Consider the following 25364-nt stretch of genomic DNA (forward strand, 5'->3'; position numbering starts at 1 on the left):
GTTAAAGCAGCTCGATGCCGAAGCGGCGTACGAGCATCGCGAACAGGCCGAAGCAAACGATGGTGAGGACTATGCATGCCAGCAGCGTCGGCCAAAAGCCGATGCGTGGCAGCAGGAGAGGGAAGGCCAGGAACATCGGCAGCGTCGGCACCACGTACCAGAAGGTGTACCAGGCGTGATTGGCGATTTTTTGCTCGGGCTGTTTTTCAACGTACAGCCAGATCAAGGCCAGTACCGTCACCAGCGGCAGCGCGGCGATCAGGCCTCCCACGCGGTCGCTGCGCTTGGCAAACTCGGATACGCCTACCACAACAGCGGACGTTAATAAGTACTTGATGATTAACCAGGCCATACACTTCCTTTAAAACCGATAACAATGCGCCTGCTGGCTGTCGCTGCGCAAGGATGGCATGACCAGCACGGCGGACGTCTCTTGTTGGCACGCCAGCAGCGCTTTCCGGGATGCTTCGATCCCTTCCTGGATAAAGTCCTTTTTCGCGGCGCCGGCGATGGCGTTGGACATCTGTGCGTCGCGGGATTGTAGCTTATCTGTGGCCGGCACCGCACCGAGCTTCAGCTCCTGCAGCCCCTTGGCGAAGGTCGAGCGGGTCAGCTGTCCGCCGGTGGAGCTGAGTACTGCTTGTCCGTCGTCCGCGTGCGCCGTGATGCACGCCAGCGATAGTGCGAGCAGCAGCTTCATGGCGTGTCGGCGCCGACAAAGGTCAGCCGGTTGCCGGATGGGTCTTTGATCGACATCTCGCGACTGCCCCATGGCATGTCCTCGATGCCAGGGCGTGCGTATTTGAACTGCTTGGCCAGCAGCGCGGCGTGGAATTCATCCAGCCCGCTGGTCTCGATGCGGATGGCGCTGCCCGGGCTGCAATCGCCGAAATGTTCGGTCAGGTGCAGCACGCAGTCGCCACGGGATACCTGCATGTACAAGGGCGTACCTGGTTCGAAGCGGTGCTCCCAATCGACCTTGAATCCGAGGAAGCCGACATAGAATTCCAGCGTCTGCGCTTCGTCGAAGCTTCTCAGTATGGGCGTGATGCGGCTCAGGTTCATGGCGAAGGCCCTCTCACAGGTGCTGGTCGATCAGAACGGGATTGCCGTCGGGGTCTGTGAGGATGATGCTGGCCGGGCCGGCGGTGGTTTCGTCGGCCTCGGAGGCGAGGGCGAGGCCTTGCGCCTTCAGCTGGCGCTGGATCTCGCGCACGTCGGTGAAGCTGTCCAGCGCTGCGGCGTTCTGGTCCCAGCCCGGATTGAAGGTCAGCATATTCTTCTCGAACATGCCCTGGAACAGGCCGATGATATGGTCGCCGTTCTTGAGGATCAGCCAGTTCTGCGCGGGGTTGCCGCCGAACTGCTTGAAGCCCAGTTTTTCATAGAAAGCCCGCGAGGCGGCCAAGTCCTTGACCGCCAGGCTGATGGAAAACGCGCCGAGTTGCATGTCGATCTCCTAACATGGATGATCGGCCAACTTTAGCACAGCAACGTCGCTCAGTACACTTCCGGTACGATGATTTCGGCGGGCACCGGGCGGCGCACGTAGTCGTCGTGGTACTCGCGTTCCGGCAGCTGGATCGCCGGATGCTCGACTTCCACATACGGCATCTGCTCCAGCAGGTGGTGGATGCAGTTCAGGCGGGCCTTCTTCTTGTCTACGCCTTGCACCACCCACCATGGCGCTTCCGCAATGTGGGTGCGCTCCAGCATGATCTCCTTGGCCTTGGTGTATTCCTCCCAACGGCGGCGCGATTCCAGATCCATCGGGCTCAGTTTCCACTGCTTGAGCGGATCGTGGATGCGGCCGAGGAAGCGGGCGTTCTGTTCCTCGTCAGAGATCGAGAACCAGTACTTGATCAACTGGATGCCGGAGCGGGCCAGCATGCGCTCGAATTCCGGCACGGTCTGGAAGAACTCTTCGTACTGCTCGTCGGTGCAGAAGCCCATCACGCGCTCGACGCCGGCGCGGTTGTACCAGCTGCGGTCGAACAGTACGATCTCGCCGGCGGCAGGCAGGTGCGACACGTAGCGCTGGAAGTACCATTGCGTGCGCTCGCGGTTGTTCGGCGCGGGCAGCGCGGCCACGCGGCACACGCGGGGATTCAGGCGCTGGACGATGCGCTTGATGACGCCACCCTTGCCGGCGGCATCGCGGCCTTCGAACAGGATCACGACCTTGTGGCCGGTGTGGACCACCCAGTCCTGCAGCTTGACCAGCTCCGCTTGCAGGCGGAACAGCTCGCGGAAGTAGAGCCGGCGGGCTTCCTTGGCTTCGTCGCTGCGTTCGCTGACCAGCACCTGGCGGGTGACTGGATCGATCTCGCGGTCTTCCAGTTCCATCTCCAGCTCTTCGTCATAGCTGTCGGTCAGTTCGCGCTGCACGCGTTCCATCAAATCGGTTTCATTCAGTCGCATGGTCTATCCTGGGTCAGAAAATGTGGGAGAACAGCCAGAACAGCGAACCCGATAACAGGATCGCCACCGGCAGCGTCAGCACCCAGGCGATAGCCAGGTTGCGGACGGTGGACCATTGCAGGCCGGAGCGGTTGGCGGCCATGGTGCCCGCCACGCCGGACGACAGCACTTGCGTGGTCGATACCGGCAGGCCGTATGCATCGGCCGCGCCGATGGTCAGCATCGCCACCATTTCGGCCGACGCGCCTTGCGCGTAGGTCAGGTGGGATTTGCCGATCTTCTCGCCGACGGTGACGACGATGCGCTTCCAGCCCACCATGGTGCCCAGGCCGAGCGCGATCGCCACCGCCACCTTCACCCACAGCGGAATGAACTTGGTGGCGTCGTCCAGCTGCTGCTTGAAGGCCTTCAGGTTGGCGGAGGTGTCGGGATCGAAGGGCACGGCCTTGGTCTTGTCCATCACGCGCATCGCTTCGGCGGCCAGATACATATCGTTACGCACGTTGCCCACGGTTTCGGCAGGCACCTTGGCCAGCGAGCCATGCTGCTTGACCGCGTTGCGGATGTCGCCGATCAGCGCGGCCAGCGCAGGCACGACCTCCGGCGTCAGTTGCTTGCTGCGGATGTAGGCCGACAGTGCAGGGCGCGGCTCGGCCGCAGGCAGGGCGTTGGGCGGCAGATACCTTTGCAGCGACTGCTGCGTGACCTGGGCCACGGCGACGAACTGCGTGACCTGGTCCACCGGCATTGCGCGGTTCAGCGCATAGGCCATCGGCACGGTGCCGACCAGGATCAGCATGATCAGGCCCATGCCTTTTTGGCCGTCGTTGGAGCCGTGGGCGAAGGAGACGCCGGTGCAGGTCAGGATCAGCAGGCCGCGGATGTACCAGGGCGGCGGCGTGTTGCCGACCGGGGCTTCGTACAGCTCGCGGCTCTTGACGAAAGCGCGCAGCGCCAGCAACAGCAAGGCGGCGCACAGGAAACCGACCATCGGCGACAGCAGCAGCGAGTAGCCGACCTTGGCGGCCTGCGTCCAATCGACGCCGCTGGTGCCGTCGCGGCCGTGCATCAGCGCGTTGGCGATGCCGACGCCGAGGATGGAGCCGATCATGGTGTGCGACGACGATGCCGGCAGGCCGAGCGCCCAGGTGCCCAGGTTCCAGACGATGGCGGCGATCAGCAGCGCGAACACCATGGCGAAGCCGGAGCCGGAACCCACTTGCAGTATCAGTTCGACCGGCAGCAGCGAGATGATGCCAAAGGCGACCGCGCCGCTGGAGGTCAGCACGCCGAGGAAGTTGAAGCAGCCGGACCAGACGACGGCGGCGTTGGCCGGCATGGAGTTGGTGTAGATGACGGTGGCGACGGCGTTGGCGGTGTCGTGGAAGCCGTTGACGAATTCGAAGGCGAGGGCGATCAGCAGGGCCACGCCGAGCAGTACGTAAGGCAGCCAGTTGGTGGCGACAGGGCCGGCTTCGGTGACGTCGGTGCGCAGGCTGTAGCCGCTGAACAGCAGGCCGGCCACCAGCAGCAGGAAGAAGACGGCGGCGGTGATGGGGGTGTTCTTGCTCTCGGCAGGGCTGACCCGCGCGGGTTGGACGACTGTATTCATGCGATTCAGCTCCAGTATCAAGGTGGTAGCTGAATGTACTTGTCGAATATGACAGAGATATGACGACATCTATCGCAATAGTGTCGAAAGTTCTTGTTTTCCAGTTTGGCAATTCACTGTGAGAGAATAGTATCCTCGTAACTTGAAGATTTTCCGATGATCAGACTTTCCGTCGCTATTGCTGGAATGGGATTGCTGCTGGCCTTCTGCAAACCTGCGGAGGCCGCGCCGGCACCTGACGTTCCCACGGCAATGAAGCAGGCAGCGGCAAGTTTGCTGCAATCAAAACTGCTGCACGCCACCTCGATCGTAGTGGTTTATCGCGGCAAGGAATTCATCGTGCATGAGGGGGAGTTGGAAACAGGAAAAGCCAATCGGCCCACCGATGCGACGCTGTACGAAATAGGTTCGATCAGCAAGACCTTCGCCGGGTTGTTGCTGGCGAATGCGGTCATCGAAGGCAAGGTGAAGCTTGACGAACCTGTCCAACAATATTTACCGTCCGGCTATTCAAATTTGCAGTCCGGTGGTGAGCCGATCCGCTTGCGCCATTTGATCACGCACACCAGCGGCTTGCCGGGAATGCTGCCGCTTCAAGTCAATACGGTGTTGAAGGATTTCACGGATCACGGCACCCCGGGAAAACTGAACCTCGCCTATGCAAACTATGGACAGCCGCAGTTCTGGAAAGACCTGCACCAAGTTGATATCGAAGGTCCGCTAGGCAAGAACTATGCATATTCGAGCGTGGGTACGGAGTTGGTCGCGCACGTTCTGGAGCGAATCTACGGTGAGCCATACGAATCGCTGCTCGCAAAATTCCTGGCGCGCGAAGCCGGTATGCATGACGTACGGTTGCGCCTGCCTGCTGATGCCGTGGGCCGGCTGGCGCCTGGCTATCACAGCGACAATCCGGTCCCCACGTCGCCGATGCCCCAGCTGCCTTGGGGTGCGGCGGGCAATCTGAAGGCGACCATGCCGGATATGGTGAAGTACCTTCGGCTGCAATTGAGTGGCCATCCTGCGGTTTCCGAATCGCACAAGCCGCTGGCGCGCTTTGAGGATGACTTCAGCATCGGCTACTTTTGGAACATAGGCCAGAGCCGACAGCTGGGCACGCACTTCGTCCATCATGGCGGGGTGCCGCGCGCGCAATGCTATGCCTACATCGTTCCCAAGTATGAGTTGGCAGTTTTTATCATCACCAACCAAAGCGGTAACGCGACCGCCAAAGCCATGGAAGGAGCGTTGGCGCACATCTTCGACGCGGTTGAATCCATGGAGCAGGTAGTCGAAACACGAGTGAAGGTTCTTTGAGTTCCAGCCAATAGCGGCCAAGGAGGAAAACGTAATGGGATTGTCGACAGCAGGTGTGGCATTTAAGCCTGACTCATTCACTCCAGGGGATGAGCAGGAGATGATACGGCGTGCCTTCGGCAGCGCATTTCACCCCATTCCGGCTTCTGAAATTCGAAACTATCATGACATTCGCGTACCGGGCAACATAGCGGTCGAATCGAAGAACGGTGCGACCTTTATTTACAACGGTGAACTTGCGGAACGAGTTCTTTTCGAAGGGCAGGCGCTGGAACCGGCGCTGTTATCTGCACTCGGAAGCCCGGAGGTGATTGTGGTTTTCTGCCACTACGACTCCGGCGGTTCGTTCGGCTATGCCATCTGGGAAAAGGGCGTGCGAGTTCGTTCGCGCGTACACACCTTGGATAAGACGAGCGATGATGGCGTCCCCATGGAACTTGAACTGCCGTGGTTGCAAGCTGAGCAGCTTGTCGACGAAGACGGCGAGCTGGCCTACCGCAACATGGAGTCGGGAGAAATAGCCACGGAGGCCTACGTTACCGCACGTATGCTTGGCCAGGTCATGGACGGGCTCTTTGGCGTAGCCCCATGGGATGAGTGGGACTACAAGACCAAGTTCAACTACTACCTCAGGAGGCCTGAGGAAGCGGCTAAGCAAGCGCCTGGGAAATCGTGGTGGAAAATCTGGTGACGAGTTTTGATTCCATAAGGAGAAATGATGAAAATAGTTTTTTCTTTTGCCGTATTGACTTGCAGTCTACTTCTATCGCTGCATCAGCCAGCGTCTGCTGAAAACACTGGTGTGAGCGAGAAGCAGGTAGGGAAAATTATTGGGCAGTTTCAGGATGCAATCAAGAACAAGGATATAGCCGGCTTTATGGGGCTGTTCTTGCGAGAGGATGTTACGTGGACGGCCGCGTACACCGATGCCAGTGTCGAACGCTATAACGCCAGCATAAAGAACACGAAGGAGCCTTTGGCTACCAGGGTTCAAGCAGGTGGCAGCCCTCGTAAGTTCATTGAAAGTATCGCGAAAAACAAAGCGCCGCAGTCTGAAATTTTCTCCAACGTCCGCATCGATACGGACGGCGATATTGCACACGTCTGGTTTGATTACACTTTCATGGTGGGGACCTATAAAAGCGCTTGGGGCAAGGAAAGTTGGCAGCTTGTGCGAACGGAGACTGGGTGGAAAATTTCTGCCGTTACCTGGTCATCTGAAGAAAATCCGGTGCAGCCTGATGCTTGATGCTTGATGCATGATTCAACTCCTGAGTCGATGCGGCGTCGATCACATCGGAGATTTTGAGTACTTTTAAAATTAACAACATGCTACGCTATAGGAAAGGGCAACCAGGAGGGATCGATGGCGATTACCAGAACAAAGTTTGGCATCGGAATAGAAGATGATTTTAAATTGGATCACGAGACTATGGCACTCGTTCGAAGCGATTTTTTAGGTCGTGTTCTTCGGGATTTAGACGATATCTACAAATATAAGACTGGAAAACTTTTACTTGTTTACATACAAGGCGAGATAGAAGCAGGGAAGTCGGTAACGATTAAAGCAAACAAGCGACGTGAAAACCAGCAAATAAGAGGTGCACGCCGGGCTATCCGTGTGGCGCCACCTCCAAACCGAGGGCCATCCTCGGCATCTACGGCTACTTCATCCGGGCCTGCTTCATCTTTTAATACCCCGGGGTTGCTTCGTTCAAGCGAGAGCTCCTCATCGTCATCCGCAGATGCTCTTCCCGGCCCAAGGTCAACTCTAGGCGTCTTCGCGTTGTCTCATCCAAGCCCGGAGTCGTCGTCGACAACCGTTGTTACTTCGTCGGGCTCCGCGCCATCCTTGACTGATTCCAGCCCTTCTGAAGTGAGCTTGTCTCTGATAACTGAGACGAAAGCAGCGATGGCGAAGGAATCATCTGCAATCTACTATAGCGAGGGGCGCACTTGGTCTGAAGACAAAGACCAAACTGGGGGAAGCGGAGCACGTAAGATTAGAAGGGTATTGTGTGTTGATTATGACCCCTGCAATGCGAATTATGCCTTTGATACGCCGTCTTGGCTCGTGTTGGCTCACGAGCTGATTCATGCTCTCCATTACCTGACAGGCAGCGCTGTTGACGGAGAGACGGACTTTGATGGTGAGAGAGTAAAAAACGAGGAGATGAGTACAGTTGGGCTTGGTGCCTGGAAAGGAAATGTGTTTACCGAAAACAGACTTCGGAAGGAAGCGGGACTAAGGGATCGACCAAGATACAGCCGTAGCGCCCCTCATTTGGTGCAAACGAAAGTCCAATCCACTTCATCGAGCAGTTCCATCTGACACCAGGGCGGCGACTAATGGCGACGCCACGCCGGAAATGAAGCGCATTATTGAACGCTTCTTCCCCGGCACGGACTTCGATACGACTGGCTAACGGGCAGGGGCCAGCGGTGCTCCGGTCAGTTCGCTGTCGACGGCTTCCTCTGGCGTTTCAGCCGGCGCGGCGCGGGTGGCAAGCTCCAGTTCCTCGAAGGCATCGTAGGTCAGCGTCATCAGGCGCTCCGGGTCGGGCACCAGGTCGGTGTCGACGAACAGGGCCAGCTGGATCTGTCCCGCATACGAGATGAAGGCCAACCCCACGCCCAGCTTGCCTGCCTGCGGCACCCAGCAGATCAGATCCGTCATGCGCGAGCCGGCCAGGTAACGGCGGCTGCCCGGGCCTTCAATATTGGTCAGCACCACCGAGCCCTTGGACGTGAACAGGTTCAGCGCGAAGTGCTGCAGGGCGGTCGGCAGGCAGCCTGCGATCGACAGGAAAGCCATCGTCGCGCGCGGCTGGTGTGAGCGCTTGATGGCCGTCATGCGGTCGCTGGACTGGCGCAGCCGTACGCAGGGATCGTCCACATTGGTCGGCAGATCCACCGCCACCAGGCCGAACTCATTCCCAAGCTGGAAAGCGTTGGCCTTCTCGCGCAGATTGAAGGTGACGGCGGCGCGCAGCGCGCGGCCGTCGGGCCGCTGTCCGCGTTCGCCGAGGTACTGGCGCAGCGCGCCGGAGACGGCCGCCACCCACACATCGTTCAAGGTCACGCCCATGCGCTTGGACATGGCGCGCACGCGGTCCATCTCCAGCGGCGGAAGCCATACCAACTGCTTGGCGCCCGTCATCGGCGCTTTGAACTGGCTCTGCGCGTCGGGCCACAGCACCGACAGCCGCGCCACGTGGAAGGCGATCTTCAGCCACGATACGCCGCGCGCCACCGCCGAACACACGGCGTTGTGCGCCACCGTGGCGCGGTGCGGATGGCCAACCGGGGAGGGCGTGCGGCCATGCACACCGTTGTCGTCGGTGAGGTGGTTCAGCACATGCACCAGCCCCAGGCCGTCGGTGATGCAGTGGTGGACGCGGAACACGATGGCGTGGCCGCCGTTGACGCGGTCCAGCACCGTCATATGCCACATCGGCCGGTCGCGTTCCAGCGGCAGGTGGGCGATGCGGGTCATGTGGCCCTGCAGCTCTTCGCGACTGACTTCCTGCGACATCTGTTCCAGCTTGATGTGCTGGGCGATGTTGAACTGGTCGTCCTCGACCCAGTGCGGACGGCCGCGCCGCTGCACCACCTTCTGCGTGAAGCGCGGGTAGTTGGGCAGGCGCAGGCCGATGGTGGAAATCAGCCGCTCCATGTCGACCTGGCCTTCGAACAGCAGGATGCTGTTGATGACCATCAGGTTCTTGTCGGTGTCCATGCGGTGCCATGCATAGTCGCGCCGCGTCATTGCCGCCGGTGCTGCGGTTGGTTTGCTCATGTGATGCTGTCTCCTCGTGCGGCGCCGAATCTTTGTCGGTGTCCGCTTATATTTTTACTGGTCGTGCTTCTGCTTCCGTCGTCGGCGCAGGCGCTGCCGCCGCTGCCGCTTCCACCGATTTGGGTGAGCGCGGCCGCAGCGCATAACGGTTCAAGCCCGTCATGTGGATGCGGCACAGGTAGTCCGGCCAGTCGATGATGGCCGGGTCCACCGCGTAGCGCGCCTGGTCTTCGCTGCCGAAGCGCCGGGCCAGCGCCATCAGCGATTTGTTATGGAACACATAGCGCGGCGCGGTGTAGAACGAGAACGTCAATGCCAGCAGCTGCGTGGTACGCAGTGCTTCGAGCTTGGGCGATTCGCCCGCGCCCAGCAGGCGGCGTACGCCGCTCCAGGCGGTTGCGCCAAGGCTCATGGCCCGCAGCATCAACAGGAATACGGGACGGCTCACGACGCGGAAGCCATGTTTGGGCTCGTTGTAGAACAGGCGCTCGTAGTTGCGCCAGTTGCGTTGCGATTCGGTCTGGAATAATTCGATCACGCGGCCCACCGAGATCGGATTGGCCGAGCCGGTACAAGCCTGGTAGATGCGCATAGCGCCAGGTTCGGTCAGAGCCTCTGCTGCTGCCAGCAAGATGCTGTTCGCGACCAGGTCGGCCGGTACGATGTCGACGATCTCGTTCGGCTTGGCCGGGAAGAAGCTGGTCTTGCCGCGTGCGTAGGCGAGGATGATGGCGTCGGCCACCTTGACGCCTTCGATCCATCCCGGCGCCGGCTCCTGCAGCGTGCTTTCGATGATGGAAGGGCGCACGATGGTCAGCGTCTTGCCGCGCATGGCTTGCATCGCCAACTGCTCGCCCATCCATTTGGTGAAGGTGTAGGTGTCGTTCCAGCCGTGGTAGTTGGCTTCGGCGATGCCCAGCTCCGTCAGGCGCCGGGGCAGTTGTTCGGCATCGCTGGTGTCGGCTTTGATGGCGGCCACGCGGTGCTGCAGGTGTTGGAGTAAACCGTATAAATCATAATGCCCGTCGGCGTGGCGCGGGATGGCGGCGCGCGCCGGCGTCACGTTCTGCTCCAGCATGTCGCCGCGGTTGTAGCCGTTGACGTAGCAGGTCGATACCTGCACCAGCGGCGCGTTGGCGATGCGCGCCAGTTCGGCGATGTGCTGCACGCTGAGGGCGTTGATCGCAAGCGCCTCGTCCAGTGCTTCGCGGAAGTTGACGCTGGCGGCGGCGTTGACCACGAGGTCGATACGGCGGGCCAGCGTGTTGAACCCTGCCAGTGGCAGGCCGAAGCAGGGCTCGGTCACTTCGCCGGTGATGCATTCGATGCGCTCGGCGAAGAACTCGGCCAGGAAGGCCGGCTTTTCGGCGCGCAGGCGGTCGAACACGGAAGAAGTGGCGATGTCGCGCTCGAAGCGGGTGCGGGCATCGCCGTTGGTCTTGCCGCGGCCGCCGCGTATCACCAGCACGATGCGGCCGATGTCGGGCACGCTGCGGATGAGTTTTTCCAGCACTACCTTGGCGAGGAAGCCGGTGCTGCCGGTAATCAGTACGCGCTTACCGGACAGCGCCGCGTGCACATTCAAAGCTGGTTTCATGGGGGTTCTCAGAAACGGTGTCATTACTGCAATGAGCCGATCTTAGAGCGAAACCGAGGGGTGACTGGCGACTTTGCAGTGGCTTAGCGAGCCAAACGCATGGCTGTGCGAGTCATGGGGAGGTGGTGCTGGGGGAAACGGATATGGCACCGTTTGCAACATTGAGGCATTTGCGCAACGCCGCGTGGTTTTTGGTGGACTCGGGCTATCCGCACGTGTGGGACTTCATCGAAACTGACAAACATTGTCAAATGAGTTACAGTTTTAGAGCTGTTACTCACCAAGATCACAGCCAATCGGTAGTTTTCATTCCAAGGGATAAACGATGAGAGTTGTCTTTTCTGCTGTCGCACTTGCTTGTGGTCTTTTTCTGGTTACACATCAACCGGCTTTTGCCGAAACCCCTGCCGTGAGCAAGAAACAGGTCACGAAAATTATTGGGCAGTTTCAGGAGGCAATCAAGAATAAAGATACTGCTGCTTTCATGGGGCTCTTCTTGCGCGAGGATGTTACGTGGACGGCGACGTACACCGATGCCAGTGTTGAACGGTATAACGCCAGCATCAAGGATACGAAGGAGCCGGTAGCTATCAGGGTTCAGGCGGGCGGCAGTCCTCGGAAGTTCATTGACAGTATCGCGAAAAACAAAGCGCCGCAGTCTGAAACTTTCTCCAATGTCCGCATCGATACGGATGGCGATATTGCACATGTCTGGTTTGATTATACTTTTATGATCGGAACTTATAAGAGTGCTTGGGGTAAGGAGAGCTGGCAGCTGGTGCGTACGGAGGGTGGGTGGAAGATTTCCGCCGTTACCTGGTCATCTGAAGAAAATCCGGTTCCGCCGGGTGCCTGACACGCAGTTCAGCTCCCGAGTCGATTATTCGCACTCAGGAGTTGGCCTTGAATTATTGTATGGATGGAGCCGCGATGGGGTACGAAACTCATATCACTAGAAAAGAGAATTGGTTTGATAAGGACGGCCCTGTCATTACGATAGCTGAATGGGAACAACTAGTTGCCGAAGATGCGGAAATGCGTATGGATGGCTTTGCTGAAGCCACCTCTCCCAGCGGTGAGATCATACGCATCGAGAACGAAGGCATCGCGGTCTGGACTAGCCACGCAAACCGCGGCGAGAGCGACGATGTCGTATGGTTTTCTTTCCGACGGGGGAAAATCACAGTTAAAAATGCCGACGTTGAAGTATTGATAAAGATGGGGGAAATAGCTCGACGTCTATCGGCCAAAGTTCAAGGAGATGAGTGCGAGCTGTATGATGAACGTGGTCAGGTCCAGTAGCGCAGGAGCGTGCAATGAATGGTTCTCATCCGATCTCTGTTGTTACCGTTGAGCTTAATCCGAATGGCGATATTTTTTTAAACGGAAAACTTGTAGCGGAAATTTTCCTTCTGGGGGATGAGCTACAAGCTGAAGCCCAAAAAGTTCCCATGCCTAGTGTGCATATAACTGGCGCCAGGAGAGGCGGTGAGTCGGCCAGGTCACTTGGAAAAGTAATTTACTGCTCGCTGCGTGCAGGATTCACGGAGGAGCAGTTAATTCTTCTTGATCGCTAGCTCTATGTTCTTCAGGAACTCAGTCTTGTCTTACACGGTCCGGAGTGGAGCGCCTATACCGTGTCGTGGTCGCCTGGATGATGATGCGTTACCGGCCATGCCGGGCGTTCATATTCATACACTCACAGGAGATGATCATGACTCAGAATCAAAAACCGCAAGATACCAGCAAACAATCGGGCACGCCGGGCTCGCAGCAGAGCGGCACCCGCGGCGGCAGCCAGCAGCAGAGCGTGGATACCAGCCGCGATACGAAGAACAAGGAAAACAGCGATCCAGCCCAGCGCCAGTCGGGCAGCCGCGATGAACGAGGCAACCGCGACGAGCGCTGATCTCCTGCTGATGTTTTAGCTTATTGCTGGGCTTCCGGATACAGGCCGTGCACGCGGCCGAACAGCCGGGTCAGGCCCAGCAGGGCGTCGATGTGCGGGGTGGCCAGCTGCAAGCGCTGGCCGATCTCGCGCACGGCCGCCACCAAGGCGTCCAGTTCCAGCATGCGGCCGGCTTCGGCGTCTTGCAGCATGGAGCTTTTGAATGCGCCCAACTTGCGCGTCACCAGATGGCGCTGCTCGGGCGTTTCGGCGATATGGCAGCCGATGCGCTCGCCAATAACGGCCGCTTCACGCATGGCCGCGCGGCAGAACTCGGCCACCAGTTGGTCGTCCAGGATACGGTCCGCCGTCGCGCCGGTGATGGCCGACACCGGATTCAGGGTCATATTTCCCCATAATTTATACCAAATGTCGTAGCGGACGTCGGCCGATACCTTGACGTCGAAGCCGCCGGCGCGCAGCAGTGCGCCCAGCTGTTGGGCGCGTTCGGAATCGCCGCCCGCCGGTTCGCCGACGATCAGGCCATTGCCCATCTTGTGGCTGACCAGTCCCGGTGAAGGTGTGGAGGTGCTGGCGTGGACCACGCAGCCCAGCATCTGGCGGTAGGGCAGCGCGGCGGCGATGGCGCCGCCCGGGTCGACGCTGGCCAGCGGTTCATCGCCGATAGCCGCTACGCCCTGTCCAAACCACCAGGGCACGCCGTTCATGGCGGGCAGGATGATGGTGTCCGGGGTGAGCAGCGGGGCGATCTGTTGAGCCACGGCGGCCAGCGCCTGGCCTTTGACGGCGATGATGACCACGTCCTGCGGGCCGAGCTCGGCTGCGTTGTCGCTGGCGCGGGCGGGCGCCTGGATCAGGGTGTCGGCTTGTTGCAGGCGCCAGCCGTGCTGGCGCAGGGCGGCCAGGGTGTCGCTGCGCGCGTAGGCGCTCAGATCGCAGGCCTGGGCCGCAGCGAGGCGTGCGCCGATAAATCCGCCAATGGCGCCGGCGCCGACTATGCATACCTTCATTGAATACTCCGTGTGGGGAAAGTTTGCTTATTTTGCCACAGGAGGGAAAGCCCGGCTGGCAGTGCAGCCGGGCTTGGTCAGGCGGGGACGATCAGTTGCGGATGTCGAGGCGGCGGTTCAGGCTCAGCGCTGCCAGCGAGCAGACCGCGCCGGACAGCAGGTAAAGCCCCACATACGCCAGGCCGAACTGCGACGACACGCCCAGCGCCACCAGCGGTGCGAAACCTGCGCCAACCAGCCACGCCAGATCCGACGTGAAGGCCGCGCCGGTGTAGCGGTACTGCGCCGGGAAGTTGGCGGTGACAGCGCCGGCAGCCTGGCCGTACGACAGGCCCAGCAGAGCGAAGCCCAGCATGATGAAGGTATCCTGCGCGCCTTCGCCGCCGTTGAGCAGCATCGGCACGAAGCCGCTGAACACCGCGATCAGGATGGCCAGCGTGCCCAGCGTGCGGCGGCGGCCGATGCGGTCGGCGATGACGCCGGAAGCCACCACGCCCACAGCCATCAGCACCACGCCTATCATCTGCGTGCCGAGGAAGCCGGATACCGAACGCGGCGAGTAAATCGTGATCCACGACAGCGGGAACACCGTCACCAGGTGGAACAGCGCGTAGCTGGCCAGCGCGGCGAGGGCGCCGATGATCAGGTTGCGGCCCTGCGAGCTGGCCATTTCCATCACGCTGGTCGGTTGCAGCTCGCGCTCTTCCAGCAGCTTGGCGTATTCGCTGGTCGAGGTCAGGCGCAGGCGGGCGAACAGCGCCACCACGTTGATGGCGAAAGCCACGTAGAACGGATAGCGCCAGCCCCAGTCCATGAAGTCGAGGTCGGTCAGGTTGCCGATCAGGTACCAGAACAGGCCGGCGGCGATGAAGAAGCCGGTCGGCGCGCCGAGCTGGCCCAGCATGGCGTACCAGCCGCGCTTGTTCTCCGGCGCGTTCAGCGCCAGCAGCGACGGCAGGCCGTCCCACGAGCCGCCCAGCGAGAGGCCTTGGCCGATGCGCAACACCGACAAGATCAAGATGGCGTAGAAGCCGCTGTCGGCGTAGGATGGCAGGAAGGCAATGCCGGCGGTGGTCGAACCCAGCAGCAGCAGCGCCCCGGTCAGCTTGGCCTCACGCCCGTAGCGGCGCTGAATCGCCATCGAGATGACGGTACCGATAGGCCTTGCAATAAAGGCAAAAGAAAAGATGGTGAACGCATAAAGAGTCCCTTCCAGGCGCCCGTCGAACGGGAACAGCAGCGAAGGGAACACGAGTACTGAAGCAATCGCGTAGACAAAGAAATCGAAATACTCGGAAGCGCGCCCGATGACGACGCCGACCGCTATTTCGCCGGGGGAGATGTGGTCGTCGTCCCGGGTGTTGATGTTGCGTGCATCGTTACCGGCCTGAGATGGTTCTTGGGCGCCAACCTGCACGCCATTTGGTGTAGTCGTAGTGGCCATAATCTCTGTCTCTGTGCGTTGATATTTTTATCACGATCATGTCCTGGCACCTGGGACAAAGTGTCCAATGGCAAGAACATTCCGTGATTGGTACAGTAACACATCATCCACATACTGTAACGTAGATTACCTCATGATTCCTCCTCTCGCGCGTCGTGGACTGTTCCTCGCACCGCTGTTGTGGCTAGCAGGCTGCAACACGGTCGTGTTGAATCCGTCCGGTGATATCGCCGCCCAGCAGGCACACCTTGTTGTTGTGTCAACTCTGCTGATGCTGTTGATTATCGTACCCGTCATGTTCCTGATCTGCCTGTTCGCCTGGCGCTACCGGAAGTCCAACACTTCCGCCGAGTACAAGCCGGACTGGGATCACTCCACCAAACTCGAACTGCTGATCTGGGGCGCTCCGCTGCTGATCATCATCGTCCTCGGTCTGATCACCTGGATCTACACCCACTTGCTGGACCCATACCGTCCGCTGAGCCGCATCGATGAAAATCGTCCGGTCGCCGTCGGCGTCAAGCCGCTGGAAGTGCAGGTCGTGGCCATGGACTGGAAGTGGATGTTCATCTACCCGGAACAAGGCATCGCCACCGTCAACGAGTTGGTGACGCCGATCGACGTGCCGGTACGTTTCCACATGACCTCGTCGAGCGTGATGAATGCGTTCTACATCCCTGCGCTGGCCGGTATGGTCTACACCATGCCTAGCATGGAAACCCAGCTGAACGCGGTGATGAACAAGGTGGGCGTGTACGACGGCTTCTCGTCGAACTACAGCGGCGCCGGTTTCTCGGACATGAAGTTCAAGTACCACGGCGTGAGCCAGTCCGACTTCGACGCCTGGGTAGCGAAAACCCGCGCAGGCGGCGGCACGCTGACCCGCGCCGGCTACCTGGACCTGGACAAGCCGACCATCAAGCATCCGATCATGCACTTCGGCAGCGTCGATAAAGGCCTGTACGACCTGGTGCTGAACCGCTGCGTGGCCGAAGGTTCGGTCTGCATGAATGCCCAGATGGAGCAGGACGCCATGCGCATGCAGGCTGCCGCTGCCGCGAAAGATCTGCCGAAAGATGTGTGCGAACCAGCTAAAGTCGCCACCGCCACGGCTCAACCAATCCGTAAAGAATGACCATGTCTGATCTCAACCTGACCAAACTGATCTTTGGGCGGCTGTCGCTGGAAGCAATTCCATACCACGAGCCCATCCTGATCGGCACCTTCGCCATGGTGGCAATCGGCGGCCTCGCGCTGCTGGCCGTCATGTTCAAATTCCGCCTGTGGGGCCCGCTGTGGCGCGACTGGATCACCTCCATCGACCACAAGAAAATCGGCATCATGTACATGGTGCTGGCGATCGTCATGCTGCTGCGCGGCTTCGCCGATGCGCTGATGATGCGCGCCCAACAAGCGATCGCCTTCGGCGACAACGCCGGCATGCTGCCGCCGCACCACTACGACCAGATCTTCACGGCCCACGGCACGATCATGATCTTCTTCGTGGCGATGCCGCTGGTGACGGGCCTGATGAACTACGTGGTGCCGCTGCAGATCGGTGCGCGCGACGTGTCCTTCCCGTTCCTGAACAACTTCTCGTTCTGGATGACCACCTTCGGCGCCATGCTGACCATGGTCTCGCTGTTCATCGGCGAATTCGGCCGCACCGGCTGGCTGGCTTTCCCGCCGCTGTCGGGCATCGCCGCCTCGCCTGATGTCGGGGTCGATTACTACATCTGGTCGCTGCAGGTGGCCGGGGTAGGGACGACACTGTCGGGCGTCAACCTGATCGCCACCATCGTCAAGATGCGCGCCCCAGGCATGACCCTGATGAAAATGCCGGTCTTCACCTGGACCGCACTGTGCACCAATGCACTGATCGTCGCGACCTTCCCGATCCTGGCCGTCACCCTGGCCATGCTGTCGCTGGACCGCATGGTCGGCACCAACTTCTTCACCAACGACCTCGGCGGCAACCCGATGTTGTACGTCAACCTGATCTGGATCTGGGGCCACCCTGAGGTCTACATCCTGGTGCTGCCGGTATTCGGCGTGTTCTCGGAAATCGTGTCGACGTTCTCGGCCAAGCGCCTGTTCGGCTACACCTCGATGGTGTATGCGACCGTCGTGATCACCATCCTGTCCTACCTGGTATGGCTGCACCACTTCTTCACGATGGGCTCCGGCGCGTCGGTGAACTCGTTCTTCGGCATTACCACGATGATCATCTCGATCCCGACCGGGGCCAAGATCTTCAACTGGCTGTTCACCATGTACAAAGGCCGCGTGCGTTTCGACGTGCCTATGCTGTGGACCGTCGGCTTCATGCTGACCTTCACCATCGGCGGCATGACCGGCGTGATGCTGGCCGTACCACCTGCCGACTTCGTGCTGCACAACTCGCTGTTCCTGATCGCCCACTTCCACAACGTCATCATCGGCGGCGTGGTGTTCGGCTGCTTCGCCGGCCTGAACTACTGGTTCCCTAAAGCCTTCGGCTTCAAGCTGGACGAGTTCTGGGGCAAGGTATCGTTCTGGTGCTGGCTGGTGGGCTTCTGGGTTGCCTTCACGCCGCTGTACGTGATGGGCTTCATGGGCGTGACCCGCCGCATGAACCACTTCGAAGATCCTTCGCTGCAAAAATGGTTCGTGATCGCCGCCATCGGCGCGCTGATCATCGCCGCAGGTATCGGCGCGATGCTGGTGCAGTTCTACGTCAGCTGGAAGAACCGCGACGCGCTGCGCGACGTCACCGGCGACCCATGGGGCGGCCGTACGCTGGAGTGGGCGACCTCGTCGCCACCGCCGGACTACAACTTCGCCTTCACGCCAGTGGTGCATGAGAGCGACAGCTGGGCCGACATGAAGGCCAACAACTACAAGCGTCCGACCAAAGGCTTCGTGGCCATCCACATGCCGAAGAACACCGCTGCCGGCTTCATCATCTCGGCACTGACGTTCGGCCTGGGCTTCGCCATGGTTTGGCAGATGTGGATCCCGGCTGCCCTGGCGTTCGTCGCCATGATGGCCGCCATCATCACGCACACCTTTAACTACAAGCGCGATTACTACATCCCTGCGGAAGAAGTCGTCCGCACCGAAGAAGCGCATACTCGTTTGCTGGAAAGCCATGTCTGAAACTATCGCTAACGGCGCCGTGAGCGCCGACCCAAGCGCACGCTACTACGTGCGCGAACACCACCCGGAGAACGGCACGCTGCTGGGCTTCTGGCTCTACCTGATGAGCGACTGCCTGCTGTTCGCCGGCCTGTTCGCGGCGTACGCCGTGCTAGGCCGCAACTACGCGGGCGGTCCGACCGGCGCCGAGCTGTTCGACCTGCCGACCGTGGCGCTCAACACCGGCTTCCTGCTGATGTCGTCGATCACCTACGGCTTCGCGATGATCGCCTCGCAGCGTAAAAACCTGAAGGCCACCATCGTCTGGCTGCTGATCACCGGTGCGTTCGGCATGGCCTTCCTGTACCTGGAACTGGACGAGTTCGTCCACCTGATCCACGAAGGCGCGGGCCCGCAACGCAGCGCGTTCCTGACCTCGTTCTTCGCGCTGGTCGGCACCCACGGCCTGCACGTGACCTTCGGTTCGATCTGGCTGATCACGCTGGTGTTCCAGCTGGCTAAGCACGGCCTGACGCCTGAGAACAACCGTCGCCTGATGTGCCTGTCGATGTTCTGGCACTTCCTGGACGTGATCTGGATCGGCGTATTTACCTTTGTCTACCTGATGGGAGTCCTGCCATGAGCGCACACAATCACGACCACCACGGTCACGGTCATGACGACCACGGCCACGGCCATGAAGCAGGCGCCCACGGCAGCCTGAAGGACTACGCGATCGGCTTCATGCTGTCGGTGATCCTGACCGCGATTCCGTTCTACCTGGTCATGACCAAGGCCTTCGACAAGTCCAGCACCACCGCTGCGGTGATCCTGGCCTTCGCGGCGGTGCAGGTAGTGGTGCACATGGTGTACTTCCTGCACATGAACGGCAAGATCGAAGGCGGCTGGTCGCTGCTGGCGACCATGTTCACGCTGGTGCTGCTGGTCATCGTACTGGCCGGTTCGATCTGGGTCATGTACCACATGAACGTCAACATGATGCCGTCCATGGGTACGGACGTGCACAACATGCGCGACATGCAATGACGACGGGGGCATCGCGCCCACGTTCCCGCGCCCTGCGCGTCAGCCTGGCCATTGCGGCCGGGTTGATGTTCGCAGGGTTTTTTGCTTTGGGGACCTGGCAAATATTCCGCCTGCAATGGAAGCTGGCCTTGATCGAGCGCGTCGAGCAGCGCGTGCATGCGGCGCCGGTGGCGGCGCCCGCCAGCGCGCAATGGCCGCAGCTGAACGCCGAGGCCGACGACTACCGCCGCGTGCAGCTCAGCGGCGTCTACCTGCAAGGCTCGGACACGCAAGTGCTGGCCTCGCTGGACCGTGGCATAGGCTACTGGGTGCTGACGCCGCTGTGCACGGCCGACGGCGGCATCGTCATGGTCAACCGCGGCTTCATCCGCGCCGGTTCCGGCGGCTGGGCCCCGCAGCCCGCGCCGCCTGCCGCTGCGGCCGATGCCTGCGCCGCCGCCCGCGTTGCCGGCACTGCGCCGGTCAGCATCAGCGGTCTGTTGCGGATGGGCGAGGCGTCCGGCCGCCTGCGCCAGAACGAACCGGCGCGCAACTACTGGTACACGCGTGATGTGCAGGCCATCGCCCGCGCACGCGGCTTGCCGGCTGTGGCGCCATACTTCGTCGATGCCGACGCTGTCGCCGGCGCCGCCGAAGGTGCGCCCATCGGCGGCCTGACGGTGGTTTCCTTCGCCAACAGCCATTTGGTTTATGCTGTCACCTGGTTCGCGCTGGCACTGATGGTCGCCGGCGGCGCCGCATGGGTCGTCCGCGAGGGACGCAAACCACAAACTGACGCATAAATGGCCAGGAAAAACGATAATCCATACGACCGGGGGCGTCCCAACGCGCCCGTGATCGAACCGCTGGCGGCGGTGAAGGCTTCGGCCAACACCATCACCCACGCGGCCGGCCACAAGAACATGCAGCAGCTGATACAGCTGCGCTGGATCGCCGTGGTCGGCCAGATCACCACCATCTTCGCCGCCACCATGGTGTTCGAAGTGCAGCTGCCGTTGCCGGCCATGCTGAACGTGCTGGCCTGCCTGATCGCCTTCAACATCGCCAGCACCCTGCGCTGGCAGGAAAACCAGGTGGTGTCCAACAGCGAGCTGCTGCTGGCGCTGACAGTCGATATCGCCAGCCTGACGGCGCAGCTCTACCTGAGCGGCGGCGCCACCAATCCCTTTGTGTTCCTGTACCTGCTGCATGTGATCCTGGGCGCGGTGCTGCTGGAGTCGTGGTCGACCTGGACCATCGTCGGCGTCACCGGCACCTGCATCGCCGGGCTGGCGCTGTTTTCCGAACCGCTGGCGCTGCCGCTGGATCATGCGCGCGGCATCCTCAGCCTGTATGTGCAGGGCATGCTGATCTGCTTCGTGCTGGATGCGGCGCTGCTGGTCATCTTCATCACGCGCATCATGCGCAATATGCGGGTAACGGCCACCAAGCTGGCCGACCTGCGCCAGCGCGCCGCCGAAGAAGACCACATCATCCGCATGGGCCTGCTGGCCTCGGGCGCGGCGCACGAGCTGGGCACGCCGCTGGCGACGCTGGCCGTCATCCTCGGCGACTGGAAGCATATGCCGGAGTTCAAGGCCAACGCCGAGCTGCTGGAAGAGATCGGCGAGATGCAGACCCAGCTCAAGCGCTGCAAGTCCATCGTCAGCGGCATCCTGCTGTCGGCCGGCGAGACGCGCGGCGAATCGTCGGCGGCCACCACCATCAACACCTTCCTGGCCGAGCTGGTGGCGGAATGGCGCGTCGGGCGGCCGGTGGTGGCGTTTGAATTCGACAACCGCATCGCGCCGGATCATCCGGTAGTGTCCGACTCGACGCTGAAACAGATGATCTGCAATGTGCTCGACAACGCGCTGGAAGCGTCGCCGCAATGGCTGCGCATGGAGGCCAGCGTGGAAGAAGGCCAATTGGTGCTGCAGGTGATGGACGCTGGCCCCGGCTTCGCGCCCGACATCCTGGCGCAGCTGGGCAAGCCTTACAACTCCAGCAAGGGACGGCCGGGCGGAGGCCTGGGCCTGTTCCTGGTGGTGAACGTGGCGCGCACCTTGGGCGGCGCGGTCACGGCGTCGAACTGGCCGCAGGGCGGGGCGCTGGTGCGCCTGACGCTGCCGCTGGCCGAGATCGAAATCAAACCGGAATCGAATCAATATGACTACTGAAGAAGAACGCGTACTGTTGCTGGTCGAGGACGACGCCGCCTTCGCCCGCACCCTGGGGCGCTCCTTCGAACGGCGCGGCTACAAGGTGCTGCTGGCGGAGAACGTGGACGAGGCCAGCGCGCTGCTGGTCGACCACTCGCCGGGCTATGCGGTGGTGGACTTGAAATTGAAGGGCAATTCCTCCGGCCTGGCCTGCGTGCAGATGCTGCACCAGCACGACGCCGACATGCTGATCGTGGTGCTGACCGGCTTCGCCAGCATCAACACGGCGGTGGAGGCGATCAAGCTGGGCGCCTGCCAGTACCTGGCCAAGCCATCCAACACGGACGACATCGAAGCGGCCTTCGAACACGTGGCCGGCGCGGCAGAGCTGGAGCTGACCAACCGCGCCACGTCGGTCAAGACGCTGGAGTGGGAGCACATCCACGCGGTGCTGGCGGAGACCGACTTCAACATCTCCGAAGCGGCTCGGCGGCTGGGCATGCACCGCCGCACGCTGGCGCGCAAGCTGGAGAAGCAGCGGGTTAAATAGGGCGGCTGCCTACTTGTCATATTTGCACTGTTTATGGTATTCTATTTTGTGCCATTTTGACATCATAAAACAGGAGCTTATTTTGAAGACAGCGTTTTCGTTTGCCAAGCTGATGCCAGTCATCGCTGCGGCAGCATGTGGAACTTTGATGAACACGGCTTCGGCGGAAGCGTTGTCGCTGACCGGCGCGTCGGTGTACGACATCAACGCGGGCGGCGTTTACGTAGGCAACGGCTGGGATACTACTGGCGGCAACGGTGCTGCCAATCTGTACCTGCTGACCACGCCTAACGATGCCAGCTCGTTCATCAACAGCGGCAACGGCGCGACCACCTCGCTGAACCAGGACCTCTCCAACCCTGGCAGCTATACCTTCTATTTCCGCACTGACGGCGGCGGTTTCAACTGGCCTACGTCTTTGGCTGGCCTGAACCTGTTCTTCAACGGTGCCAACAACACGCCAGGCGTTTCGGCTTACGTGCCGTTCAATGTGGTTCATCCGGCGGTGGCGGCATTTGGCGGCAACAGCCTGGGTATCAATGGGGGCGATGTGCAGGCAGCTAATTCGCTGTCCTTCAGTGTGGGCAACACCACGCTGACGCTGAGTAATTTCACCTTGTTCGACTACGCCAATCCAGCGGCGCCGAACGCTGTCCCGGATCTGGTCGGTGTCTTCAACAGTGCGCCGAACGGCCTCGCCGACTATTCGGGTTCGTTCACGGTGAATGTTTCCGCCGTGCCGGAGCCCGGTCAATGGGCGATGATGGCCGGCGGTATCGGCCTGCTGGCGGCAATGCGACGCCGCAAGCAAGCCAAGCAGTAAAACATCGGGGGCCAGTTGGCCCCCGATTTTTTTAGCGGCAGGCGGCGTTTTTGAAGGTGCCCAGCTGCGGTTGTGGTTCCCAGCCGCTACCCATGTAGGCGTTAGAGCATGCCAGCGAGCCGTTCAGCTTGCTCTTGTACCACATGAATGGTGCTGGGCCGGCGAAGGCGCTGGCTGCACAAACTGCGGCGATCAAACCTGCAATGATCATTTTCGATTTCATGGTATTCCCTGATGATATATGGCCCCATGGCCAAGGAATAATATCCTATCGTAAACATTGCTGATTGGCTACGTTTGTTTGTTTGGTAATTTATTTGGTGATTTCCGTCACTATAAGTTGCATCTCCATACCGGCGTTGTCGTCCTGGGCGATCTTGACGGCGGCCGGCTCGCCGAGCGCCACCAGCAGGCCGGGTTTGCCGACCGGCTTGCCGTCGCGCGTTACGCTGCTGGCGATGTAGACCTTGCCGCCGTCGACCGGTTTCAGCGTGAACTCTGCCTGCCATTGCTGGGCGCCTTCGCCTACGCGCATCGCCGCCGGAGTACCGCTGCGGGTGTGCAGGTGTGGCGAGATGGTCGCGCCGTTGACGGTCATGTGCATGGCGATATCGTACAGCTGGCCTTCGGGTGCGCTGTTTTGCGCTGCCCATGCGGCCCAGCTGCCGGTGGTCATGGCGGCGGCGATCAGGGTGCTGCCGACGATGCGCAGTGCTTGTGGAGTGGTGCGGTTCAGGTTCATGACTCTTTCCTTCAGTGGGTGGTTGGACTGCCATTGACATGCGAACGGTGCGTCGTTCGCGGATAACTGCGTTTTGAGCATGGCGTCGGCGTAGGTGCGGCGCGAGTTGGGGTGGCGGCGTACGACTTCGGCGTCGCACGCCAGTTCCTGGTCGATGCGCATCAGGCGCTCGGCAATGTGGACCAGGGGATTGAACCAGTTCAGGCAGCGCAGCGCGGCGCAGGCTGCGTTGGCCAGCGGGTCGCGGCGGCGGGCGTGGGTGCGTTCGTGCGCCAGGATCAGCTCCCGTTCCTTCGCGGTGTAGCGGCGGTCGAAGTCGAACGGCACGACGATGATTGGCCGCCACAGGCCCACCAGCGCGGGGCCGGCATCGGGAGAATCGGCATAGGCGATGCCGTCGCGCCGCGCGAGAGTACCCATGCTGCGGATGTAGGCGCGTTGCTGGGCGAGTTGCAGGACAGCGGCCAGCAGCACGCCGGTTAACCATGCCAGTACGATGAGGTAGGCCTGTCCCGGCGGTGCGGCGGGCGGCGCCAGGTTGGCGATGCTGGTCTTCAGCGGCTGGATGGCGGCGGCGGGGAGCACCAGCAGGCTGCCGGTCGGCGCCGCCGGCAGCAATGCGGCCAATGCGCACAAGGGCACGGCCAGCCACGCGGCGTAGGCGACGCCCGCGCCAAAGCAGCGGCGCAGCGGCTGGCGCAGCGCAATCACAACGAGGGCGGCGAGGCTCAGCGCACAGCTTGCGCGCAGCAGCGATGGCAGGGCTGCGGACAAATCACTTGCTGTCATCGAGCTCTCCGATCAGGCGTTTGAGTTCTTCCAGGTCCGTCTTGCTCAACTTGCGATGGCGGCTGAAGTGCGCCACCAGCGGCGCGACGCGGCCGTCAAACAAGCGGTCCAGGAAGCCTTTGCTTTCGCTGTGCAGCCACTGCTCACGCGTGATCGCGGCCGAGTAGAGATAGCGCCGTCCATCCTTCAGCACCTTGACGGCGTTCTTGCGCAGCAGCCGGTTGAGCAGCGTCTTGACGGTGGACTCCTGCCAGGCGCGCTCTTCGCCGATTGCCGCCGCCACTTCCTCGGCGCTGCGCGGGCTGTGCGCCCACAACGCTTCCATGACGACCGATTCGGCTTCGCTGATCTGTGGGATAGGTTTCATCGTTCTTCCATTTACACGTGTAATCGTTGTGAATGATTACAGTTGTAATCGCGGCTGTCAAGCGCTAAACTGGCGGCATGACACAACAGACCTTGCTGCCGGGCTTTGAGCCCGAACCTGAACTGACGGACCGCATCTTCTTTGCGGTGCTGCCGGACGCCGGCGCCATCGCGCGCATCAATACGCTGACCGCGGAGCTCAAGGCCGCGCATGGCATGCGTGGCCGCGCCATCGCCGACACGCGCCTGCACGCCACGCTGTGCAACCTGGGCGATTTCCCCGGCATGCCGGACAGCCTGGTGGCGCGGGCAGGCAAGGCCGCCGCCTCGGTGGCCGAAGCAACGGCGCCTTTCGCCGTCAGCTTCGACACGGCCCAGACCTTCATCAACCGCTCGCGTAACCGGCCGTTCGTGCTGACCGGCGGCGATGGTGTAAGCGGGCTTGGCTCCCTGTATAAAAGTCTCGCGATGGCCTTGCTCAAGGCCGGCCTGCCCGGTAATCCGCCGAGCTATACGCCGCACCTCACACTGCTGTACGATGACGTGACGGCCCCGCCGCAGGCCGCCGGTCCCATTGATTGGACGGTGCGCGAGCTGGTGCTGGTCCACAGCCACATCGGCCAGAACCTGCCTTACACAGCGCTGGGGCGCTGGAGTTTGCAAGGCTAACTTTTTAAGTG

General features: G+C 61.1%; 30 protein-coding genes. 17 read left to right on the forward strand and 13 right to left on the reverse strand.

Annotation, left to right across the window (positions count from 1 at the left end; genetic code table 11):
* Window position 1: 1 nt before the first annotated feature.
* Genes GEV01_RS01545 through GEV01_RS01570 form a run of 6 tightly spaced genes read right to left on the reverse strand, consistent with a single transcriptional unit; the run spans window position 2 to window position 4033 of the window.
* The gene (locus GEV01_RS01545) at window positions 2-352 is read right to left on the reverse strand and encodes a DUF3147 family protein (protein WP_008448973.1); all 351 of its coding nucleotides are present in this window, start codon (window positions 350-352) and stop codon (window positions 2-4) included.
* A 9-nt stretch (window positions 353-361) separates the two neighbouring features.
* Window positions 362-700: a hypothetical protein gene (locus GEV01_RS01550; protein ID WP_152801035.1), complete on the reverse strand. Its 339-nt coding sequence runs from the start codon at window positions 698-700 to the stop codon at window positions 362-364.
* The gene (locus GEV01_RS01555) at window positions 697-1065 is read right to left on the reverse strand and encodes a glyoxalase superfamily protein (RefSeq protein WP_152801037.1); all 369 of its coding nucleotides are present in this window, start codon (window positions 1063-1065) and stop codon (window positions 697-699) included. The genes GEV01_RS01550 and GEV01_RS01555 overlap by 4 nt, the downstream gene beginning before the upstream one ends.
* A gap of 13 nt (window positions 1066-1078) precedes the next feature.
* Complete coding sequence (locus GEV01_RS01560) at window positions 1079-1450, reverse strand: VOC family protein (protein WP_152801039.1); 372 nt, start codon at window positions 1448-1450, stop codon at window positions 1079-1081.
* A 50-nt stretch (window positions 1451-1500) separates the two neighbouring features.
* Window positions 1501-2421: a polyphosphate kinase 2 gene (ppk2, locus tag GEV01_RS01565; protein ID WP_175022871.1), complete on the reverse strand. Its 921-nt coding sequence runs from the start codon at window positions 2419-2421 to the stop codon at window positions 1501-1503.
* Between the two features lie 13 nt (window positions 2422-2434).
* Window positions 2435-4033, reverse strand: a complete 1599-nt coding sequence (locus GEV01_RS01570) for an inorganic phosphate transporter (protein WP_152801040.1) — start codon at window positions 4031-4033, stop codon at window positions 2435-2437.
* A gap of 156 nt (window positions 4034-4189) precedes the next feature.
* Between GEV01_RS01570 and GEV01_RS01575 the strand changes: the two genes are divergently transcribed.
* The 4 genes from GEV01_RS01575 to GEV01_RS01590 all read left to right on the forward strand — a co-directional run bounded on the left by GEV01_RS01575 (window position 4190) and on the right by GEV01_RS01590 (window position 7682).
* Window positions 4190-5350 carry a serine hydrolase domain-containing protein gene (locus tag GEV01_RS01575; RefSeq protein WP_152801042.1) on the forward strand — a complete coding sequence of 387 codons (1161 nt, stop codon included), beginning with the start codon at window positions 4190-4192 and terminating at the stop codon, window positions 5348-5350.
* Window positions 5351-5384: 34 nt separating this feature from the next.
* Entirely contained in the window at window positions 5385-6041 is a 657-nt protein-coding gene (locus GEV01_RS01580) for a DUF6928 family protein (RefSeq protein ID WP_152801044.1), read from the forward strand.
* Window positions 6042-6068: 27 nt separating this feature from the next.
* On the forward strand, window positions 6069-6599 hold the full coding sequence (locus GEV01_RS01585; protein WP_152801046.1) for a nuclear transport factor 2 family protein: 531 nt from the start codon (window positions 6069-6071) through the stop codon (window positions 6597-6599).
* A gap of 117 nt (window positions 6600-6716) precedes the next feature.
* Entirely contained in the window at window positions 6717-7682 is a 966-nt protein-coding gene (locus tag GEV01_RS01590) for a M91 family zinc metallopeptidase (protein WP_152801048.1), read from the forward strand.
* 90 nt (window positions 7683-7772) lie between these two features.
* Here GEV01_RS01590 and GEV01_RS01595 read toward each other — a convergent pair whose 3' ends face one another.
* Both GEV01_RS01595 and GEV01_RS01600 read right to left on the reverse strand, forming a co-directional pair.
* On the reverse strand, window positions 7773-9149 hold the full coding sequence (locus GEV01_RS01595; protein WP_152801050.1) for a wax ester/triacylglycerol synthase family O-acyltransferase: 1377 nt from the start codon (window positions 9147-9149) through the stop codon (window positions 7773-7775).
* Between the two features lie 46 nt (window positions 9150-9195).
* Complete coding sequence (locus tag GEV01_RS01600; RefSeq protein WP_152801052.1) at window positions 9196-10746, reverse strand: fatty acyl-CoA reductase; 1551 nt, start codon at window positions 10744-10746, stop codon at window positions 9196-9198.
* Between the two features lie 325 nt (window positions 10747-11071).
* Between GEV01_RS01600 and GEV01_RS01605 the strand changes: the two genes are divergently transcribed.
* The 4 genes from GEV01_RS01605 (at window position 11072) to GEV01_RS01620 (ending at window position 12655) form a co-directional block, all read left to right on the forward strand.
* Entirely contained in the window at window positions 11072-11602 is a 531-nt protein-coding gene (locus GEV01_RS01605) for a Cif family virulence factor (RefSeq protein WP_152801053.1), read from the forward strand.
* Window positions 11603-11649: 47 nt separating this feature from the next.
* Window positions 11650-12048: a hypothetical protein gene (locus GEV01_RS01610; RefSeq protein ID WP_235914133.1), complete on the forward strand. Its 399-nt coding sequence runs from the start codon at window positions 11650-11652 to the stop codon at window positions 12046-12048.
* 14 nt (window positions 12049-12062) lie between these two features.
* Complete coding sequence (locus GEV01_RS01615; protein ID WP_152801055.1) at window positions 12063-12323, forward strand: hypothetical protein; 261 nt, start codon at window positions 12063-12065, stop codon at window positions 12321-12323.
* A gap of 137 nt (window positions 12324-12460) precedes the next feature.
* Window positions 12461-12655 carry a hypothetical protein gene (locus GEV01_RS01620; RefSeq protein WP_229224808.1) on the forward strand — a complete coding sequence of 65 codons (195 nt, stop codon included), beginning with the start codon at window positions 12461-12463 and terminating at the stop codon, window positions 12653-12655.
* A gap of 20 nt (window positions 12656-12675) precedes the next feature.
* Here the strand turns inward: GEV01_RS01620 and GEV01_RS01625 are convergent, their stop codons facing one another.
* Both GEV01_RS01625 and GEV01_RS01630 read right to left on the reverse strand, forming a co-directional pair.
* Window positions 12676-13665, reverse strand: coding sequence for a 2-dehydropantoate 2-reductase (locus GEV01_RS01625; RefSeq protein ID WP_152801059.1), 990 nt, complete (start codon window positions 13663-13665; stop codon window positions 12676-12678).
* A 91-nt stretch (window positions 13666-13756) separates the two neighbouring features.
* Complete coding sequence (locus GEV01_RS01630) at window positions 13757-15109, reverse strand: MFS transporter (protein WP_152801061.1); 1353 nt, start codon at window positions 15107-15109, stop codon at window positions 13757-13759.
* 133 nt (window positions 15110-15242) lie between these two features.
* Here GEV01_RS01630 and cyoA point away from each other — a divergent pair, with 133 nt between their 5' ends.
* From cyoA to GEV01_RS01670, 8 genes are all read left to right on the forward strand, one after another.
* Window positions 15243-16244 carry a ubiquinol oxidase subunit II gene (gene cyoA / locus GEV01_RS01635; RefSeq protein ID WP_152801063.1) on the forward strand — a complete coding sequence of 334 codons (1002 nt, stop codon included), beginning with the start codon at window positions 15243-15245 and terminating at the stop codon, window positions 16242-16244.
* A gap of 2 nt (window positions 16245-16246) precedes the next feature.
* On the forward strand, window positions 16247-18247 hold the full coding sequence (cyoB, locus tag GEV01_RS01640; RefSeq protein WP_152801065.1) for a cytochrome o ubiquinol oxidase subunit I: 2001 nt from the start codon (window positions 16247-16249) through the stop codon (window positions 18245-18247).
* Window positions 18240-18869 (forward strand): cytochrome o ubiquinol oxidase subunit III, encoded by a 630-nt coding sequence (gene cyoC, locus GEV01_RS01645; RefSeq protein ID WP_152801067.1) that lies wholly within the window; start codon window positions 18240-18242, stop codon window positions 18867-18869. The genes cyoB and cyoC overlap by 8 nt, the downstream gene beginning before the upstream one ends.
* Complete coding sequence (cyoD, locus tag GEV01_RS01650) at window positions 18866-19273, forward strand: cytochrome o ubiquinol oxidase subunit IV (RefSeq protein ID WP_152801069.1); 408 nt, start codon at window positions 18866-18868, stop codon at window positions 19271-19273. The genes cyoC and cyoD overlap by 4 nt, the downstream gene beginning before the upstream one ends.
* A complete protein-coding gene (locus tag GEV01_RS01655; protein WP_152801071.1) occupies window positions 19270-20055 on the forward strand; it encodes an SURF1 family protein in 786 nt (261 codons plus the stop codon). Before cyoD ends, GEV01_RS01655 begins: the two co-directional genes overlap by 4 nt.
* Window positions 20056-21432 carry an ATP-binding protein gene (locus tag GEV01_RS01660; RefSeq protein WP_152801073.1) on the forward strand — a complete coding sequence of 459 codons (1377 nt, stop codon included), beginning with the start codon at window positions 20056-20058 and terminating at the stop codon, window positions 21430-21432. It begins immediately after the preceding gene.
* Window positions 21422-21964: a response regulator transcription factor gene (locus GEV01_RS01665; protein WP_008448936.1), complete on the forward strand. Its 543-nt coding sequence runs from the start codon at window positions 21422-21424 to the stop codon at window positions 21962-21964. The genes GEV01_RS01660 and GEV01_RS01665 overlap by 11 nt, the downstream gene beginning before the upstream one ends.
* Window positions 21965-22046: 82 nt before the next feature.
* Window positions 22047-22787, forward strand: coding sequence for a PEP-CTERM sorting domain-containing protein (locus GEV01_RS01670; protein WP_152801075.1), 741 nt, complete (start codon window positions 22047-22049; stop codon window positions 22785-22787).
* A 31-nt stretch (window positions 22788-22818) separates the two neighbouring features.
* On the opposite strand, the gene GEV01_RS01675 is transcribed toward GEV01_RS01670, so the two are convergent.
* The 3 genes from GEV01_RS01675 to GEV01_RS01685 all read right to left on the reverse strand — a co-directional run bounded on the left by GEV01_RS01675 (window position 22819) and on the right by GEV01_RS01685 (window position 24685).
* Window positions 22819-23010: a hypothetical protein gene (locus GEV01_RS01675; RefSeq protein ID WP_008448933.1), complete on the reverse strand. Its 192-nt coding sequence runs from the start codon at window positions 23008-23010 to the stop codon at window positions 22819-22821.
* Between the two features lie 90 nt (window positions 23011-23100).
* Entirely contained in the window at window positions 23101-24318 is a 1218-nt protein-coding gene (locus GEV01_RS01680) for a M56 family metallopeptidase (RefSeq protein ID WP_152801077.1), read from the reverse strand.
* Window positions 24305-24685: a BlaI/MecI/CopY family transcriptional regulator gene (locus GEV01_RS01685; protein ID WP_152801079.1), complete on the reverse strand. Its 381-nt coding sequence runs from the start codon at window positions 24683-24685 to the stop codon at window positions 24305-24307. Before GEV01_RS01685 ends, GEV01_RS01680 begins: the two co-directional genes overlap by 14 nt.
* 77 nt (window positions 24686-24762) lie before the next feature.
* Here GEV01_RS01685 and GEV01_RS01690 point away from each other — a divergent pair, with 77 nt between their 5' ends.
* Window positions 24763-25353 (forward strand): 2'-5' RNA ligase family protein, encoded by a 591-nt coding sequence (locus tag GEV01_RS01690; protein WP_152801081.1) that lies wholly within the window; start codon window positions 24763-24765, stop codon window positions 25351-25353.
* The last annotated feature ends 11 nt before the right edge of the window (window positions 25354-25364 follow it).

The organism is Rugamonas rivuli (assembly GCF_009380165.1).
Taxonomy (GTDB): domain Bacteria; phylum Pseudomonadota; class Gammaproteobacteria; order Burkholderiales; family Burkholderiaceae_D; genus Rugamonas; species Rugamonas rivuli.